Source organism: Staphylococcus cohnii subsp. cohnii (assembly GCF_002902365.1).
GTDB classification, from domain to species: Bacteria; Bacillota; Bacilli; order Staphylococcales; family Staphylococcaceae; genus Staphylococcus; species Staphylococcus cohnii.
In genome coordinates, this window is sequence record NZ_PPQC01000020.1 from 36,805 (window position 1) to 52,336 (window position 15,532).

General features: G+C 34.7%; 24 protein-coding genes. 4 read left to right on the forward strand and 20 right to left on the reverse strand.

The window, feature by feature from the left end; translation table 11 throughout:
- Positions 1–3 precede the first annotated feature (3 nt).
- The 18 genes from rplR to rpsJ form a co-directional block, all read right to left on the reverse strand.
- Positions 4–366, reverse strand: a complete 363-nt coding sequence (gene rplR, locus CD032_RS03810) for a 50S ribosomal protein L18 (protein ID WP_019468654.1) — start codon at positions 364–366, stop codon at positions 4–6.
- A gap of 31 nt (positions 367–397) precedes the next feature.
- Positions 398–934, reverse strand: a complete 537-nt coding sequence (gene rplF, locus CD032_RS03815; RefSeq protein ID WP_019468653.1) for a 50S ribosomal protein L6 — start codon at positions 932–934, stop codon at positions 398–400.
- Positions 935–961: 27 nt separating this feature from the next.
- Positions 962–1,360, reverse strand: coding sequence for a 30S ribosomal protein S8 (rpsH, locus tag CD032_RS03820; protein WP_019468652.1), 399 nt, complete (start codon positions 1,358–1,360; stop codon positions 962–964).
- 31 nt (positions 1,361–1,391) lie between these two features.
- Positions 1,392–1,577 carry a type Z 30S ribosomal protein S14 gene (locus CD032_RS03825; RefSeq protein WP_002482625.1) on the reverse strand — a complete coding sequence of 62 codons (186 nt, stop codon included), beginning with the start codon at positions 1,575–1,577 and terminating at the stop codon, positions 1,392–1,394.
- 21 nt (positions 1,578–1,598) lie between these two features.
- Positions 1,599–2,138 (reverse strand): 50S ribosomal protein L5, encoded by a 540-nt coding sequence (gene rplE, locus CD032_RS03830; RefSeq protein WP_026034769.1) that lies wholly within the window; start codon positions 2,136–2,138, stop codon positions 1,599–1,601.
- 22 nt (positions 2,139–2,160) lie between these two features.
- Complete coding sequence (rplX, locus tag CD032_RS03835; protein WP_040029978.1) at positions 2,161–2,481, reverse strand: 50S ribosomal protein L24; 321 nt, start codon at positions 2,479–2,481, stop codon at positions 2,161–2,163.
- Positions 2,482–2,522: 41 nt separating this feature from the next.
- Positions 2,523–2,891: a 50S ribosomal protein L14 gene (gene rplN / locus CD032_RS03840; protein ID WP_019468649.1), complete on the reverse strand. Its 369-nt coding sequence runs from the start codon at positions 2,889–2,891 to the stop codon at positions 2,523–2,525.
- A 30-nt stretch (positions 2,892–2,921) separates the two neighbouring features.
- Positions 2,922–3,185, reverse strand: a complete 264-nt coding sequence (rpsQ, locus tag CD032_RS03845; RefSeq protein ID WP_019468648.1) for a 30S ribosomal protein S17 — start codon at positions 3,183–3,185, stop codon at positions 2,922–2,924.
- 26 nt (positions 3,186–3,211) lie between these two features.
- Positions 3,212–3,421, reverse strand: a complete 210-nt coding sequence (gene rpmC / locus CD032_RS03850; RefSeq protein ID WP_002482620.1) for a 50S ribosomal protein L29 — start codon at positions 3,419–3,421, stop codon at positions 3,212–3,214.
- Positions 3,411–3,845 (reverse strand): 50S ribosomal protein L16, encoded by a 435-nt coding sequence (gene rplP / locus CD032_RS03855; protein WP_019468647.1) that lies wholly within the window; start codon positions 3,843–3,845, stop codon positions 3,411–3,413. The genes rpmC and rplP overlap by 11 nt, the downstream gene beginning before the upstream one ends.
- 2 nt (positions 3,846–3,847) lie before the next feature.
- Positions 3,848–4,501, reverse strand: coding sequence for a 30S ribosomal protein S3 (rpsC, locus tag CD032_RS03860; protein WP_019468646.1), 654 nt, complete (start codon positions 4,499–4,501; stop codon positions 3,848–3,850).
- Positions 4,502–4,524: 23 nt separating this feature from the next.
- A complete protein-coding gene (rplV, locus tag CD032_RS03865) occupies positions 4,525–4,878 on the reverse strand; it encodes a 50S ribosomal protein L22 (protein ID WP_019468645.1) in 354 nt (117 codons plus the stop codon).
- 28 nt (positions 4,879–4,906) lie between these two features.
- On the reverse strand, positions 4,907–5,185 hold the full coding sequence (rpsS, locus tag CD032_RS03870) for a 30S ribosomal protein S19 (RefSeq protein WP_019468644.1): 279 nt from the start codon (positions 5,183–5,185) through the stop codon (positions 4,907–4,909).
- A 64-nt stretch (positions 5,186–5,249) separates the two neighbouring features.
- Positions 5,250–6,083 (reverse strand): 50S ribosomal protein L2, encoded by an 834-nt coding sequence (rplB, locus tag CD032_RS03875; RefSeq protein ID WP_019468643.1) that lies wholly within the window; start codon positions 6,081–6,083, stop codon positions 5,250–5,252.
- Between the two features lie 27 nt (positions 6,084–6,110).
- Complete coding sequence (gene rplW / locus CD032_RS03880; RefSeq protein ID WP_019468642.1) at positions 6,111–6,386, reverse strand: 50S ribosomal protein L23; 276 nt, start codon at positions 6,384–6,386, stop codon at positions 6,111–6,113.
- Complete coding sequence (gene rplD / locus CD032_RS03885) at positions 6,386–7,009, reverse strand: 50S ribosomal protein L4 (protein WP_019468641.1); 624 nt, start codon at positions 7,007–7,009, stop codon at positions 6,386–6,388. The genes rplW and rplD overlap by 1 nt, the downstream gene beginning before the upstream one ends.
- Before the next feature lie 27 nt (positions 7,010–7,036).
- The gene (gene rplC / locus CD032_RS03890; protein ID WP_019468640.1) at positions 7,037–7,696 is read right to left on the reverse strand and encodes a 50S ribosomal protein L3; all 660 of its coding nucleotides are present in this window, start codon (positions 7,694–7,696) and stop codon (positions 7,037–7,039) included.
- A gap of 27 nt (positions 7,697–7,723) precedes the next feature.
- Positions 7,724–8,032, reverse strand: a complete 309-nt coding sequence (gene rpsJ / locus CD032_RS03895; protein ID WP_002482611.1) for a 30S ribosomal protein S10 — start codon at positions 8,030–8,032, stop codon at positions 7,724–7,726.
- 351 nt (positions 8,033–8,383) lie between these two features.
- Between rpsJ and CD032_RS03900 the strand changes: the two genes are divergently transcribed.
- Positions 8,384–8,776, forward strand: coding sequence for a hypothetical protein (locus CD032_RS03900; protein WP_019468639.1), 393 nt, complete (start codon positions 8,384–8,386; stop codon positions 8,774–8,776).
- A 127-nt stretch (positions 8,777–8,903) separates the two neighbouring features.
- Here the strand turns inward: CD032_RS03900 and CD032_RS03905 are convergent, their stop codons facing one another.
- Positions 8,904–10,238 (reverse strand): NCS2 family permease, encoded by a 1,335-nt coding sequence (locus CD032_RS03905; RefSeq protein ID WP_040029981.1) that lies wholly within the window; start codon positions 10,236–10,238, stop codon positions 8,904–8,906.
- Between the two features lie 111 nt (positions 10,239–10,349).
- Positions 10,350–12,488: a DNA topoisomerase III gene (locus tag CD032_RS03910; protein ID WP_019468637.1), complete on the reverse strand. Its 2,139-nt coding sequence runs from the start codon at positions 12,486–12,488 to the stop codon at positions 10,350–10,352.
- Positions 12,489–12,610: 122 nt separating this feature from the next.
- Between CD032_RS03910 and CD032_RS03915 the strand changes: the two genes are divergently transcribed.
- The 3 genes from CD032_RS03915 to CD032_RS03925 all read left to right on the forward strand — a co-directional run bounded on the left by CD032_RS03915 (position 12,611) and on the right by CD032_RS03925 (position 15,403).
- Entirely contained in the window at positions 12,611–13,480 is an 870-nt protein-coding gene (locus CD032_RS03915) for a GNAT family N-acetyltransferase (RefSeq protein WP_019468636.1), read from the forward strand.
- Between the two features lie 189 nt (positions 13,481–13,669).
- Positions 13,670–14,527: a RhaT/GlcU family sugar-proton symporter gene (locus CD032_RS03920; RefSeq protein ID WP_019468635.1), complete on the forward strand. Its 858-nt coding sequence runs from the start codon at positions 13,670–13,672 to the stop codon at positions 14,525–14,527.
- An 84-nt stretch (positions 14,528–14,611) separates the two neighbouring features.
- Positions 14,612–15,403: a glucose 1-dehydrogenase gene (locus CD032_RS03925; RefSeq protein ID WP_019468634.1), complete on the forward strand. Its 792-nt coding sequence runs from the start codon at positions 14,612–14,614 to the stop codon at positions 15,401–15,403.
- The last annotated feature ends 129 nt before the right edge of the window (positions 15,404–15,532 follow it).

A 15,532-nucleotide genomic window follows, 5' to 3' on the forward strand; every position in this document is an offset into this window, starting at 1 on the left:
AAATTAAAATTCTAAACCATGTTCACGAGCTGCATCTGCTAATGCTTTAACACGTCCGTGATATAAATATCCTCCGCGGTCAAATACAATTGTTTTTACGCCTTTTTCATTTGCTCTTTTAGCAATTGTTTCGCCGACTTTAGCTGATAAATCAACTTTAGATCCAGTTTCATTAGCTAGATCTTTTTCTTGTGTTGAAGCTTGTGCTAATGTTTTACCATTAACATCATCGATAACTTGTGCATAAATGTGTTTGTTTGAACGATAAACATTTAAGCGTGGTTTTTCAGCAGTGCCAGATAATTTGTTACGGACACGAGCATGTCTTTTCAAACGCACTTTGTTTTTATCAATTTTGCTGATCATTTTATTACTCCTTTCTTCTGAAAGTTATTTATTATTTACCAGTTTTACCTTCTTTACGGCGAACGTATTCACCTTGGTAACGAATTCCTTTACCTTTATAAGGTTCTGGAGGTCTTACTGAACGAATGTTTGAAGCGATAGCTCCAACTTGTTCTTTTGAAATACCTTCTACAGTTACTGTAGTGTTTTTATCAACACCGAAAGTGATACCATCTTCAGCTTTAAATTCAACTGGGTGTGAGTATCCAACGTTTAATACTAGGTCATTACCTTGCATTTGAGCACGGTAACCTACACCTACAAGTTCAAGTGTTTTTTTGTAGCCATCTTTTACACCTAGAATCATATTATTAATCAAAGCACGAGTTGTACCATGAACTGTTCTGTCATTTTGAGAATCAGTTGGTCTTACAACTTCTAATGTGTTTTCATCTTGCTTATATGTCATTCTTTCATTCATTGTTTGTGATAATTCGCCTTTGGGACCTTTAACAGAAACTGTATTTCCTTCGATAGTTACTGTAACGTCACTAGGGATGTCAATAATTTTTTTACCAACACGACTCATGTTATCGCACCTCCTTGTTATTAATTATTACCAAACGTAACCTAAGATTTCTCCACCAATATTACGTTTTCTTGCTTCTTTATCAGTGATTACACCTTCAGAAGTAGAAACTAATGCAATACCTAAACCATTTAACACTTTAGGTACTTCGTTTGCTTTAGCATAAACACGTAAACCTGGTTTTGAGATACGTTTTAATCCAGTGATAACACGTTCATTGTTTTGACCATATTTAAGGAATAAACGAATAACCCCTTGTTTATCGTCTTCAACGTATTCTACGTTTTTAATGAAACCTTCACTTTTTAATATTTCAGCAATTTCTTTTTTGATATTTGATGCAGGCAATTCTAACTTATCATGGCGCACCATGTTTGCGTTTCTTACACGAGTTAGCATATCTGCAATTGGATCGTTGATTGTCATTGAATGTTGCCTCCTTTCAGACTTTTTTCTATTACCAGCTAGCTTTACGAACGCCAGGGATTTGGCCTTTATAAGCTAATTCACGGAAACAAATACGGCATAATTTAAATTTACGATATACAGAATGTGGACGACCACAGCGTTCACAACGCGTATATTCACGTACTTGGAACTTTTGTTTTTTTTGTTGCTTAGCAACCATTGAAGTTTTAGCCACTTAATTAGCCTCCTTTAGAGATTATTTTTGAAATGGCATACCGAATTGTGTTAACAATTCACGAGCTTCCTCGTCAGTGTTAGCAGTTGTTACGATAACGATATCCATTCCTCGTATTTTACTTACTCGGTCATAGTCGATTTCAGGGAAAATTAATTGTTCTTTAACACCTAAAGTGTAGTTACCTCTACCGTCAAATGCTGATTTTGATACACCACGGAAGTCACGAACACGTGGAAGTGATACCGCAATTAATTTATCTAAAAAGTCATACATTCTTTCACCACGTAAAGTTACTTTAGCGCCGATTGGCATGCCTTCACGTAAACGGAACGTAGCGACAGATTTTTTCGCTTTAGTTACTAATGGTTTTTGACCAGTGATAGCTTGTAATTCTTCTACAGCATCATCTAATACTTTAGAGTTTTGTACAGCATCACCAACACCCATGTTTACAACAATTTTTTCTATTTTTGGTACTTCCATTACAGAACTATAGTTGAACTTTTTAACTAAGTCCGTTGTAACTTCAGAATTAAATTTTTCTTTTAAACGATTCACAGTGGATCCTCCTTTCAATTAGTTATTCATTATTAGATTTGATTTCTTCGCCAGATTTTTTAGCGATTCTAACTTTTTTACCGTCTTCGAATTTGTAACCTACGCGAGTTGGTTCATTCGTTTTAGGGTCTAATAATTGTACATTAGAAACATGGATTGCTGCCTCTGTTTCTAAGATTCCACCTTCAGGATTAAATTGAGTTGGTTTTTGGTGTTTTTTAATAGTGTTAACACCTTCCACAACGACACGGTCTTTTTTAGGTTCTGTAGCTACTACTTTACCTTCTTTACCTTTGTCTTTACCTGCGATAACTTTTACGTTGTCACCTTTTTTGATATGCATGTGTGGCACCTCCTTAAATTTATATATTTATAAATAATTTATTAAAGTACTTCTGGAGCTAATGATACAATTTTCATGAAATTACCTTCACGTAATTCACGCGCAACTGGTCCAAAAATACGAGTACCACGTGGGCCTTTGTCGTCACGAATGATGACACATGCATTTTCATCAAATTTGATATATGAACCGTCATTACGACGTACACCTGATTTAGTACGTACAACAACAGCTTTCACTACTTCACCTTTTTTGACAACGCCGCCTGGTGTAGCATGTTTAACAGTAACGACGATAACGTCACCAATGTTCGCTGTTTTACGACCAGATCCACCTAATACTTTGACTGTAAGTACTTCACGTGCACCAGAGTTATCTGCTACTTTTAATCGTGTTTCTTGTTGGATCATGAGTTAAACCTCCTTTATCTTCACTGTTTATTAAATAATTACTGATTCTTCAACAATATCTACTAAACGGAAACGCTTAGTTGCTGATAAAGGACGTGTTTCTTGAATCTTAACGATGTCCCCTAATTTAGCTGAGTTGTTTTCATCATGTGTTTTGTATTTTTTAGAGTATTTTACTCGTTTGCCATATAGTTTGTGTGTTTTGTATGTTTCAACAAGTACAGTTACTGTCTTATCCATTTTATCGGAAACGACTCTACCTACATAAACTTTACGATCATTTCTTTCGCTCACTTTAGTAACCTCCTCTTTCAATTTGATTATTGATTAGCCTTACCTTGTTCAATTTCTCTTTCACGAGCAACAGTTTTTAGACGTGCAATCGTTTTTCTCACTGTACGAATACGTGCAGTTTCCTCTAATTGACCTGTAGCTAACTGAAAGCGTAGGTTAAAAAGCTCCTCTTTTGAAGATTTGATTTGTTCTTCGATTTCAGAAGTGGTTAAGTCTCTAATTTCCTTAGCTTTCATTTGTTTCACCACCCAATTCTTCACGTTTTACAAACTTAGTTTTAACTGGAAGTTTGTGACTAGCTAAACGTAATGCTTCACGCGCAACTTCTTCGTTTACGCCTGCAACTTCAAATAAAATTCTACCTGGTTTTGCAACAGCAATCCAGCCTTCAACGGCACCTTTACCAGCACCCATACGAACTTCTAAAGGTTTTTTAGTGTAAGGTGTATGTGGGAAGATTTTGATCCAAACTTTCCCGCCACGTTTCATATAACGAGTCATTGCAATACGAGCTGATTCGATTTGACGAGATGTGATCCAAGACGTTGTAGTTGCTTGTAAACCATACTCACCAAATGTTACATAGTTACCGCCTTTAGAACGACCAGTTGTTTTAGGACGATGTTGACGACGATATTTAACACGTTTTGGTAGTAACATTATTATTTTCCTCCTTCACTAGTGTTCTTAGTAGGAAGAACTTCTCCACGATAAATCCACACTTTGACACCTAACTTACCATAAGTTGTGTCTGCTTCTGCGTGTGCATAGCCTATGTCAGCACGTAGTGTATGAAGTGGAACAGTTCCTTCTGAATATTGTTCTGCACGAGCGATATCAGCACCAGCTAAACGACCAGATACTTGAGTTTTGATACCTTTAGCGCCTTGTTTCATCGCTCTTGTAATAGCTTGTTTTTGTACACGACGGAATGATGCACGGTTTTCTAATTGACGCGCAATATTTTCTGCTACCAATTTAGCATCTAAATCAACTTTTTTGATTTCAATTACGTTGATGTGTACTTTTTTATTCGTTAATGAATTTAATTTGTTACGAAGTTTTTCGATTTCTGAACCGCCTTTACCGATTACCATACCTGGTTTACCAGTGTGAATAGCGATGTTGATACGATTAGCTGCACGTTCAATTTCTACATGAGAAACTGATGCTTCACTTAATGCGTTATCAATAAACTTACGGATTTTTAAATCTTCGTGTAATAATGATGCGAAGTCTTTTTCTGCATACCATTTAGCTTCCCAATCACGGATTACACCGACACGAAGTCCAATTGGATTAATTTTTTGACCCACAGTGTTCCCTCCTTAAGATTTTATTAAGCTTCTTTAGCTTCTTCTTTACCGTCACTTACGACGATTGTAATGTGGCTTGTACGTTTGTTGATCGCACTTGCACTACCTTGTGCACGTGGACGGAAACGTTTTAAAGTTGGTCCTTCATTAGCATAAGCTTCTTTAACTATTAATTCATCTGTGTTCATGTCATAGTTATGTTCTGCATTAGCTAAAGCGGACATTAATAATTTTTCAATTACTGGTGATGAAGCCTTGTTTGTTAATTTCAAAATCGCTATCGCTTCACCAGCGCTTTTGCCTCTAATTAGATCTAATACTAATCTAACTTTACGAGGTGCGATTCTTATTGTTTTAGCAACCGCTTTTGCTTCCATTCCAATTTCCTCCTCTACCTGTTAGATATTATCTTCTTGTTTTTTTATCGTCTGCAACGTGACCTTTAAATGTACGTGTTGGTGCAAACTCTCCAAGTTTATGACCAACCATATCTTCTGTTACAAATACAGGTACATGTTTACGTCCATCATATACAGCGAATGTATGTCCGATGAAATCAGGGAAAATAGTTGAACGACGTGACCAAGTTTTGATTACTTGTTTTTTCTCGCTTCCGCTTTGAGCTTCTACCTTTTTCATTAGGTGATCGTCAACGAAAGGTCCTTTTTTAATACTACGAGCCATAGTGGCGCCTCCCTTCTTATTATGTGCGTGCAGCGGTTAAGCCGCACACCCAAATAAGTTATTTTTATTTTTTCTTACGTCCACGAACGATAAGTTTATCTGATGATTTTTTACCGCGACGTGTTTTCTTACCAAGTGTTGGTTTGCCCCAAGGTGACATTGGAGAAGGCATACCGATTGGTGCGCGTCCTTCACCACCACCGTGTGGGTGATCGTTAGGGTTCATTACAGAACCACGAACTGTTGGACGGATACCTTTCCATCTTGAACGTCCAGCTTTACCAACGTTAACAAGTTCGTGTTGGATATTACCAACTTGACCAATAGTAGCGCGACAAGTTGAAAGAATCATACGAACTTCGCCAGATCTTAATCTGATTAATACATATTTTCCTTCTTTACCTAATACTTGTGCACTAGCACCAGCAGAACGAGCAATTTGTCCACCTCTGCCAGGTTTTAACTCGATGTTATGAATAACAGTACCTACTGGAATGTTTTGTAGTGGTAGGGCATTACCTACTTTAATATCTGCTTCTGCACCACTTTCAAGTATTTGACCTACTTTTAAGTTTTTAGGTGCAATAATATAACGTTTTTCTCCATCAGCGTAAAATAACAATGCGATATTTGCTGAACGGTTTGGATCGTATTGAATTGAATCAACTTTTGCTTGGATACCATCTTTGTTACGTTTGAAATCAATTACACGGTATTGACGTTTATGTCCTCCGCCATGATGGCGAACAGTCAATTTACCTTGGTGATTTCGTCCCGCTCTTTTCGGTAGCGGTTGTAATAATGACTTTTCAGGAGTAGTTTTCGTAATTTCTGCGAAATCTAAACTAGTCATATTACGACGACCGTTAGTAATTGGCTTATATTTTTTTAGAGCCATTGTCGTTTACCTCCTTATTGGTAATTTTTAGTTAAATAGATCGATTGATCCTTCTTTTAATTTAACGATTGCTACGCGTCGTTTGTTTGTATAGCCTTGGTAACGGCCCATACGTTTTTTCTTTGGTTTGTAGTTAATAATATTTACACTATCAACTTTAACATCAAAGATTTCTTCTACTGCGATTTTTACTTGTGTTTTGTTAGCACGAGTATCAACATCGAATGTATATTTGTCTTCAGCCATTGCAACTGAAGATTTTTCAGTGATTACGGGGCGCTTAAGAACGTCTCTTGCTTCCATTATCCGAGCACCTCCTCAACTTTTTTAGCAGCTGCTTCTGTGATTACTACACTATCAGCGCTTGTTAAATCTAGAACATTTAAACCTTGTGCAGTCGTTACTTGAACACCAGGGATGTTACGTGCTGAAAGTGCAACATTTACATCTTCAGATTCAGTAACTACTAACACTTTTGTAGGTTGCTCTAAGTTAGAAAGTACAGTTTTGAATTCTTTTGTTTTAGGAGCTTCAAAACTTAATGCATCTACAATTGTTAAGCTATTTTCTTGTGCTTTGAAAGATAATGCTGAACGTAATGCTAAACGACGCATTTTCTTAGGCATTTTGTAAGCATAGCTTCTTGGTGTTGGTCCGAATACGATACCACCACCACGCCATTGTGGCGCACGAATAGTACCTTGACGCGCACGTCCTGTACCTTTTTGTCTCCATGGTTTACGTCCACCACCACGTACTGCTGAACGGTTCTTAACAGCATGTGTACCTTGGCGTAATGAAGCACGTTGTAAATTAATTGCTTCAAAAAGAACGTTATTGTTTGGTTCGATTGCAAATACTGCATCGTTTAATTCAACTGAACCTGATTTAGTTCCATCTACTTTTAATACATCATAATTTGCCATTATGCATTTCCTCCTTTCGCTCTATAATTATTTATTACCTTTGATTGATGAAGAGATTTCTAAGTATCCTTTTTTCGGACCTGGTACATTACCTTTTACTAAGATAACATTGTTTTCAGTGTCAACTTGAACTACTTCTAAGTTTTGGACTGTTACAGTGTTTCCACCCATACGTCCTGGCATTTTTTGTCCTTTGAAAACTTTTGAAGCATCAGATGCCATACCTACTGAACCAGGTGATCTATGGAAATGAGAACCATGTGACATTGGTCCACGTGCTTGGTTATGACGCTTGATAGCACCTTGGAACCCTTTACCTTTAGATACGCCAGTTACATCAATGATGTCACCAGCTTCAAATGTATCAACTGAGACTTCTTGACCTACTTCGTATTCATCAACATTGACGTTTCTGAATTCACGAATGAAGCGCTTAGGTGCTGAGCTTGCTTTTTTAGCATGGCCTTCAGCTGGCTTGTTAGCATATTTGCTTGACTTGCTTCCTTTTTTGTAAGCTGCTTTATCAGCATAGCCTACTTGGATTGCATTGTAGCCATCTACTTCTTCAGTTTTCTTTTGTAATACTACGTTTTCACTAGCTTCTACTACTGTTACAGGGATTAAATCACCGTTTTCTCCGAAAACTTGTGTCATCCCGATTTTTCTTCCTAAGATTCCTTTGGTCATCGAAAGTCCACCTCCTAATTTTTTCTATTATAATTTGATTTCGATGTCTACACCAGATGGTAAGTTTAAGCCCATAAGAGCATCTACTGTTTTAGGTGTAGGATTAACAATATCGATTAAGCGTTTATGTGTACGTTGTTCGAATTGTTCACGTGAATCTTTATACTTATGCACGGCACGAATTACAGTATAAACTGATCTTTCAGTCGGTAACGGAATTGGTCCAGACACATCTGCACCAGAACGTTTTGCTGTTTCAACAATTTTTTCTGCAGATTGATCGATAACTCTGTGATCATAAGCTTTTAATCTGATTCTAATTTTTTGTTTTGCCATAATTTTCCCTCCTTATTCGTCTACATTTAAGTGATAGACTTCTCCACGAAAACTATCTCACACAGCGCCATGGCAAAGTGGCCGGGTGTGTCAGTAACCTTTCGCTTCATCGCGTGTTCTTAAAGTCCAACATTAGATATGTTACATGAAAAGCAGTGATTTATCAAGCTTTTCTGCAAAAGTTTTTACTATTTGCCTAACACATACCTTGTTATTATACTTGAACTACTTATTCAGTTCAACCACTTTTAGGAAATTTTTAGTGTTTGTAATTTTAAATGTTTATTTTCCCTTTTTTATTTTCATTTGATTTATTTCGTTTATACTAGTATTAGTTAGGAGTGAATATTGATGAAAAGTGGTATCCGTTCGACACTTATAATACTTAGTTTAATATTAATTGTTGGTGAGTTTATTTATGGCATCCCGTTTTTAGGTGGTAGTATCATTTTCAGTTTTGGTTGGCAGCCTTTATTAATCAATGCGTTACTATATTTTATAATCGTGATTATATTAATAGTTGATAAACAAAATTCTATTAAACCAATGTTAATCATACCATTGCTAGGCGTTATTGGTTCTTTCATAGCATTCATACCTTTTGTTGGGATGATTGTTCATTGGGTTTTATTTTTCTTAATGTTGTTCTTTGTTTTGATTATTTTCTCTACGCCACTTTATGTTCCAAATAAACATGCAAAAGTTGTTTACACGCAACATAAACAAGAGAATAATAAATTTTAGAGTTATACAGGTATGGTTATTACATTATAATGAAGAAACACGTTTTTTATAAACTGAATACAGGTAATTAACACTTACAAAAAATCCCTTTGCTTCGATTTGAATCGAATGCAAAGGGATTTTTTATTTAGCCGTGAACAAATACAAAATATAATATAAACAGTATCATTAAAGCATACATGATTGGGTGGACTTCTTTATGTCTTTTAGAAATCAACATTGTGATTGGATAAAAGATGAAGCCACAAGCAATACCAGTTGCGATTGAATAAGATAACGGCATCATAATAATTGTGATAAATGCTGGTACTGCTACTTCGAATTTTTTCCAGTCTATTTCCGCAAAATTAGCTGCCATTAATACACCTACGACTACAAGCGCTGGCGTAGTCACTGCACTTGTTACTACTTCCATTAAAGGACTGAAAAATATCGCTAATAAGAAACAAAAACCTGTAACAACACTAGCAAACCCTGTACGAGCTCCTACAGCGACACCTGACGTTGATTCAATATAGGAAGTCGTTGTTGTCGTCCCAAAAATTGAACCAACTATTGTTGCTAATGAATCAGAAAATAATGCTCGGCCAGCTCTAGGTAATTTATTATTCTTCATCATACCTGCTTGCGTTGCCACTGCAACAAGTGTACCTGCAGTATCGAAGAAATCTATAAATAAAAACGTTAAAATTACAATTAAAAATTGTACGGTGAACAATTGACTAGGATCTTTAAATGCCTCAAAAGCAGCTCCGAAAGTAGGCTCAATACTAGGAACTTTGCCTACTATGCCACTTGGAGTATGTATTAGTCCAGTAAGCATTCCTAATATAGATGTTAATACCATACCAATAAATATCGCACCAGGTACTCTAACAGCATATAATATCACTGTTATAATAATACCAAAAATCGTTAACAATACAGGTCCATCAGTGATATGACCCAAAGTTACTAATGTAGAATCATTATTAGTGATGATTCCTGAACTTTGTAATCCAACAAAGGTAATAAATAAACCAATTCCTGCTGAAACTGCCATTTTCATTTGATAGGGTATTGCGTTAATAATGGTCTCTCTTAAACCGGTCATAGTCAAAATTGCAAAAACCACACCAGAGAATAACACGCCGGTCAAACCAACTTGCCATGGAATACCCATTGTTAACACAACTGTAAATGCGAAAAATGCATTTAAGCCCATGCCAGGTGCTAAGGCAATTGGATATCTAGCTATCAAGCCCATAAATAAAGAACCTACAAACGCGGCTAATGCTGTAGCAACAAAAATAGCGCCTTGGTCCATTTTCATATCTTCTGAAACACCTTTTACGCCTGCTAAACTAAGTACTTGAGGGTTGACAGCTAATATATATGCCATTGACAAGAAAGTTGTAAGCCCACCAAGTATCTCTTTCTTATAGTTTGTTTTATGCTTTTCAAACTTGAAATACTTTTTCACGGTTTAGTTCTCCTTTTTTTAAAATACCTACACATTCTAATACCAATTACATTATTTTACAATAGCAAACACGAACTTCTTGTCAAAATTTATACTTTTCGTTCGAATAATTTAAAATTTTAATCCTTTTAGTGCATCTTGGAATGGATTATTCTCTAATCCATCATCGTTATTCATATATTTTTTCAAATCTTTTTTGTTCACTTTATCTGATTTTTTATTTTTATGACGTTTATCCATTTGTGCTTGTGTTTCAGTATGGCCACACACACAACGATAAACCGCTTCTTTGCCTTTTCCAAACAACATCATTTTTTTGTGACAATTTGGACAACGTGCATTGGTTTTTCTTTGAATATTCTTTTTAGTTTTACATTTAGGATCCTGACAAACGAGCATTTGACCATTTCTAGTTTTAACTTTAATCATAAATTTGCCACATGTAGGACATTCTGTTGTTGTTAAATTATCGTGTTTATAATTTTGTTCACTTTTTTTAATTTCATTAACAACTTCATGCGTGAAAGTTTTCATTTCAGAAATAAATTGCGCGGCATTGTATTTACCTTGCTCTATTAATGATAGTTTTTCTTCCCACTCAGCAGTTAATAGTGGTGATGTTAATTTTTGTGGTGCAAGCTCTAATATTTGCTTTCCTTTGGATGTAACTTTTATCTTACCATCACGAGATTCAATTGCATTCATGTTAAATAACTTTTCAATGATATCTGCTCTAGTAGCAACAGTTCCAATCCCACCTGTTTCTTTCAATGTTTCATTATATTTTTTATTATCTAATTTAAAGAATTTTTGAGGGCTTTCCATCGCTTTTAATAAAGTACCTTCGTTAAAATATGATGGTGGTGTTGTTTCATGTTGTTCGATTTTAGGATGTGTTATGTGCAATTTAGATGATTTGGTTATTTTTTCAATTTGCTTGTTGACGGCTGCTTCATTTTCATAAATCGCTTTAAATCCTAACTTTTTAGTAACTTTATCTTTAAATTCAAATTTATAATTTCCTGCTACGATATTGATTGATACAGCTTCGTATTCATGTGGTGGCATAAGATTTTCTAAAAATCTTTGAGCAATCATCAGATAAATTTTTGTTTCACGTTGTGAGAGTTGATTCATATCAGGACGTACTTCTGTCGGTATAATCGCATGATGATCTGATACTTTTTGATTGTTTATAAATTTTTCATTTATTGAAAAAGATTGTGCCATTTGAGATTTTGCAATTTCTTTTAATGATGTCCCCATGATCGCTTGAATTCTATCTTTAAGCGTACTTACCATATCGTCAGTTAAATAGTTAGAATCTGTACGTGGGTAAGTTACAAGTTTGTGTCTTTCGTACAATGTCTGTAAAACATTCAATGTTTCTTTTGGACCAAAGTGGTAGCGTTTATAGGCTTCTTGTTGTAAATCTGTTAAATTAAATAATTTAGGTGCATATGATTTTTTATGCTTCTTACTAATACTTTCAACCAAACCTTCTTTATCAATAACTTCACTTTTTATCTTTTCAAAAACCGATTTATCATTACTAAACTCCGGCGTCATACATTGGAATGTGAGGCCTTCAGCAACAATATTCATCTTAAAATAAGTTTGCGGTGTAAAATGATTGATTTCATCTTGTCTCATTTGAACAAGTTGTATCGTCGGCGTTTGAACTCTACCAAGTGACAATTGCGCATCGTATTTTGTTGTTAATGCACGAGTTGCATTGATGCCAACAATCCAATCTGCTTCACTACGAGCAAGCGCTGCATAATATAAATTATTAAATTTACGACCATCTTGTAATTTTGAAAAGCCATCCTTAATTGCTTTTTTAGTTACTGAGCTAATCCACAATCTTTTAATAGGTTTCCTATTATGTGATTTATCTAAAATTAAACGCGCAACAAGTTCCCCTTCTCTACCAGCATCTGTTGCGATAATAATGTCTTTTGTATTTTTATTATTAATTAATGATTGTACAACAGAAAATTGTTTTTTTGTCTTGCTTATGACAACCGTCTTCATACGTTTAGGTATGATAGGAAGATCGTTAAGTTTCCATTCTTTATAGTTATCATCATATTGTTCTGGTGTAGCATTTGTAACTAAATGCCCCAGTGCCCAAGTGACAATATACTTATTATTTTCGAAGTAGCCATTGCGTTTATCATTTATATTTAATGCTTGCGCAATATCTCTGCCTACAGACGGTTTTTCAGCAATAATGAGTGATTTCATAATTTCGTCCTTTCAATTTCAATGATATTATTATTGTAACATGTATATAGCACATCAAAACTTCCATTTACATGAAAAAGTTCTTATAATTAACTTAATAGTTCATCATATGGAGGTATTATATGAAAACAACAAATCCGAACGATGTCGATCAAATCTTGGAATTTTTGAATAATGCTAATTATCAATCTGCTTCTTATTTGTATAAATTGCCACAAATGCATAATGACATTAGGACCGTTATTACCAATGCAATACAAGATCCGGGTGTGTTTGCACAAGTAAACAATCAAGATGAAATTACAATGTTGCTTTTGGCTTTAAAGTACGAGGACAATAAATATAAAGTATTAGGACCATTCATAGACAAAAGCATCAAGCCTTCTATCGAAGAAATGACACAACTTTTCGATGCATTAGCTCAAAGTAAACCGGATACTGCAAATTTTAATTTTTCATTTGAAGAGCATGAGCAAGCATATTTACCATTTATGAAATCTTTAGGTGCATCCTATAGTTTTACTGATTATTATCTGATTTCTACGAAAGATATTGGCGACGTTGGTAATGAACAGAATATTATTGAATACCAACCTGCGTTTTACCGTTATTTTAGTAAATTACACAATCAAACATTCAAACATGATGTAATGACTGCTGATGAAATTGTAAAATCATTAGATGCATACCATCGTCTATTTATATTTATGTCTGAAGGACTATTAAAAGGCTATTTATATCTTGAAATCGCTGAAAATAACAATATAGCTGAAATCAAATATTTTTCTTCTCACTCTGATTACAGGTTAATGGGAATTGCTTTTGATTTACTCTCATATTCTTTGCATTTTGCTTTTTCAACATTTGATATTGATAAGATTTATTTTAAAATACGCAGTAAAAATACTACGCTTGTTGAGCGTTTCAATGAATTAGGTTTTAACATTAATTATGAATATAAAAAATTCAAATACGTAGCAGCATATATTTAAATTGTAAGCGTTTTATATTTTTGCATTTTTTAATATATACACACTATTTTAAAAATTAAAAAGCTGAACTGTAATCTAATATTTTTACTATTCGATGCCTTTACTTTAAAATGATTATCTAGGGCAATCTTCAGTGATTGTTTTATAGAAGGAAAGTAAAATTAAATAGAGAGTGAGTGAAGCTTAGTTATGGATTTATTAATTGCCCTACTCCCAGCGTTATTTTGGGGGAGTGTTGTTTTAATTAATGTGCTAGTTGGTGGTGGCCCTTACAATCAAATTAGAGGGACTACTTTCGGTGCACTTATCATAGGTATCTTATTATTACTTACTGGCAATACAAAATTCGATGACCCCATCGTAATTATTGTAGGTTTAATATCTGGTGCTTTTTGGGCATTGGGACAAGGTTATCAATTAAAATCAGTCAGTTTAATTGGCGTATCTAAAACAATGCCAATTTCAACAGGATTACAACTTGTAGGTACTACTTTATTTAGTGCTATATTCTTAGGTGAATGGAGTACTGGTACGCAAGTTATACTTGGCCTAGTTGCAATGATTTTACTTGTTGGAGGTATTGCACTTACATCAATTAAAGGAAAAAATGAAGCTTCAGAAAGTACTAAAAACTTTGGTAAAGCAATTCCTATCTTGTTAATTTCCACTGTTGGTTATGTCGTCTATGTTGTGGTTGCACAAATTTTTGGTGTTGATGGCATGAATGCTCTATTCTTCCAATCTATTGGTATGGCAATCGGTGGATTAATATTATCTGCTAAACATGAGACTACTATTAAAAGTACCGTGTGGAACTTAATACCAGGTGTCATTTGGGGTATAGGTAACTTGTTTATGTTCTATTCTCAACCCAAAGTAGGTGTGGCAACAAGCTTCTCATTTTCACAATTATTAGTAATTGTTTCTACACTTGGTGGTATATTCCTTTTAGGTGAACGAAAAGATAAACGTCAGATGATAGGCATTTGGACGGGTATTATTTTAATCGTTATAGCTGCCTTTGTTTTAGGTAACATTAAAGCTTAGTTAAAGAACTATTATTAAATCTTATTCGACTTATAAACTTTTATAAAAACTAAATTTATGCCGAATAACTAGGAGGAATCTTAAATGTTTGAAGATTTAGCAGGAAAAGTAGTTATTATTACAGGTGCTGGTAGTGGTATTGGAAAAGCGATGGCAGAACAATTTGGTGAAGAAAAGGCGAATGTTGTATTAAATTACAGATCCGAACGTCATATGGACGCTATGGAATCCTCAATTAAATTAATTGAAAATGCTGGTGGTAAAGCGATAAAAGTTCAAGCAGATATCTCTAAAGAGAATGATATTGATCATCTCATCCAAACTACTGTAAATCATTTTGGTACATTAGATATCATGATTAACAATGCTGGATTTGAAAAAGCAATACCAACACATGAAATGCCTTTAGATGAATGGCAAAAAGTAATTGATATTAACTTGACTGGCGCATTTTTAGGTGCCAAAGCAGCAGTTAATCAATTTCTTAAAGAAGATAAGAAAGGTGTTATTCTTAATACCTCAAGTGTACATGACAAGATTCCTTGGCCTAACTATGTAAATTACGCTGCAAGTAAAGGCGGTTTGAAATTAATGATGGAAACAATGTCTATGGAATATGCTCAATACGGCATCCGTATTAATAATATTTCACCAGGAGCAATTGTAACGGAACATACAAAAGAAAAATTTTCAGATCCAACAACTCGTGCAGAAACATTAGAAATGATTCCAGCAAAAGAGATTGGTGAAGCAGAAGAAGTAGCAAACGTAGCAAGATTTCTTGCCTCTGATTTAGCGAGTTATATTCATGGAACTACTATTTATGTTGATGGTGGCATGACAAATTACCCAGCATTTATGGGAGGTAAAGGATAAATTCCTCACGTTCCATCACAAGATATGAACTTAGTCATTAATATCTATGCTCAAAATATAAAAAGGAGTTAATCCGTAATGATATGCTCCCTTCAAAGTAGACACTTAAAAATGTAAACTTTGAAGGGA